Origin of the sequence: Microtetraspora fusca (genome assembly GCF_001570365.1) — a bacterium.
Classification (GTDB): Bacteria; Actinomycetota; Actinomycetes; order Streptosporangiales; family Streptosporangiaceae; genus Microtetraspora; species Microtetraspora fusca.
The window spans coordinates 1-2,173 of sequence record NZ_BBYK01000056.1; the positions used below are offsets into that span (position 1 = coordinate 1).

Annotated in this window: 1 protein-coding gene; it reads left to right on the top strand. The window is 75.4% G+C overall.

The window, feature by feature from the left end; genetic code table 11:
• The coding region (locus AWQ68_RS25110; RefSeq protein WP_157545693.1) for a non-ribosomal peptide synthetase at window positions 1-2,098 on the top strand (2,098 nt) is incomplete at its 5' end.
• Between the last annotated feature and the right edge of the window lie 75 nt (window positions 2,099-2,173).

Genomic DNA, 2,173 nt, shown 5'->3' on the forward strand with positions numbered 1-2,173 from the left:
CCCGCCCGGCGAGCCGTACACGCTGGCCGGGGCGGCCGCCACGGATGAGGACCGCATCGCCGACCTCTTCGCCCGCCGCGCCGCCGCGACCCCGGACGCCGTCGCCTTCATCACCCGCTCGCGCGCCCATGACATCGAATCCGACGCTCCCCGCGCGGATCGCACCGACGCCGAAGCGACCGGTGAGCTGACCTACGGCGAGGTGGACCGTCGCGCCCGGGAACTGGCAGCCCGCCTGCGCGCCTTCGGCGCCGGCCCCGAAAGCGTCGTGGGCGTCTGCCTGCCGCCGGGACCGGACCTGCCCGTGGCGCTCCTCGGCATCCTGTACGCCGGAGCCGCGTACCTCCCGCTCGACCCCGCACTCCCCATCGAGCGCCTCGCGTACATGATCGAGGACGCCGGGGCGGCGCTCGTGGTGATCGACCCGCCCGGCCCCTGGGCCCCTTCTGGCGACTCCACGAACCCCTCCGGTCCCGCGTACTCCGCTGGACTGCCCGCCGGGACGCGGCCGGTGCCCGTCCGCCGGCCCTCGGCCGGCATCACCGAGAACGCCCCGGCCGTGCACGGCGACATCGGCGAGGCCGTCACGCTGCCCGTCGCGGCGGACCCGGACGGGCTCGCGGCCGTCATCTACACCTCGGGCTCGACGGGACGGCCCAAGGGGGTGGCGATCACCGGTCGCTCGCTGCTCAACCGGCTCGCCTGGATGTGGCGCGATCTGCCGTTCGGGCCGGACGAGGTGTGCTGTCAGAAGACCGCGATCGGGTTCGTGGACAGTCTCTGGGAACTGCTCGGCCCGCCGCTCGCGGGGGTTCCCACCGTGGTGGTCGAGCCCGCCACGGTCCGCGACCCGCTGGCGTTCGTCGAGGAACTCGCCTCCGGCCGGGTCACCCGCCTGCTGCTCGTGCCGTCCCTGCTGCGGGTGCTCCTGCGCGCCGTGCCCGACCTGGACGCGCGCCTGCCCCGCCTGACGACCTGGATCAGCAGCGGCGAGCCGCTGTCCCAGGAGCTCTCCCGGCTGTTCCACGAGCGGATGCCGGGGCGGACGCTCGTCAACCTCTACGGCGCGTCGGAGGCGTGGGACGCGCTCTGCCCCGAGCCGGACACCGCGCCGACTCCGGTCGAACAGGCCGACTCGGGCGACTCCCAGCCGGGCGAGGGGGCGCACGGCGTACCCGTCGGCCGCCCGATCGCGGGTGTACGCGCCTGCGTTCTGGACGGCGGCCTCCTCCCGGTGCCCGGCGGCGTCCCCGGCGAGCTGTACGTCGGCGGACGCTGCCTGGCCCGCGGCTACCTCGGCCGCCCCGCGCTCACCGCCGAGCGGTTCCTGCCCGATCCGGCCGGGTCGGGGGAGCGGCTGTACCGAACAGGAGACCTGGCGAGAGTGCGTTCGGACGGCCGGATCGAGCTGCTCGGGAGGGCGGACCACCAGGTCAAGATCCGGGGGATGCGGGTCGAGCCCGGCGAGGTCGAGGCCGCGCTCGACGAGTTCCCGGAGGTGGGGCAGGCCGCCGTCGTGGCGGCGCGGGCCGGGGACGACGCCGTCCTCGTCGCGCACGTGGTGCCCGCCGAGGGCGCGGCCCCGTGCGTTCCCGCCGAGCTGAAGCGCGCCCTGGCCCGCCGCCTGCCCGCTCACCTGGTGCCCGCGCAGGTCGTGCTCCGTGACGAGCTGCCGCGCACGGCCACCGGCAAGATCGACCGCCGCTCGCTCGCCGATGAAGGCCTGGTCTCCGGCACGCTCGCCGAGGACCCGCAACGCGACCGGGACGGCCGGGAGCCGTTCGGTGAGGCGGAACCCGTCACCGAGCTGGAGCGCCGGATCGCCGCCGTCTGGGCCGAGGCGCTCGGGCGCGAGGTCGGCCGGTACGACGACTTCTTCGACGTCGGCGGCCACAGCCTGCTGGCTCCCGTCCTGGTCGCCAAACTCTCGGCCGAGCTGTCCGTGGACCTCCCGCTGAGCTGGGTGTTCGACCATCCGACCGTGTACGCCATGAGCCGGTCGCCCGAACCGGCCCGGACGGGCGACGGTGGCCCCACCGGCCCCTGCCACGCGCCCCACGACGTCGGCGAGCCGGGTCGAAAGGGGTGCATCCCGTGAGCCGAAACGGAGAGTGCCGTGAGCCCGGCCGAAAGGGCGTGGCGCCAACCCCCGGACGCGAGGTGAGGAGAGGTC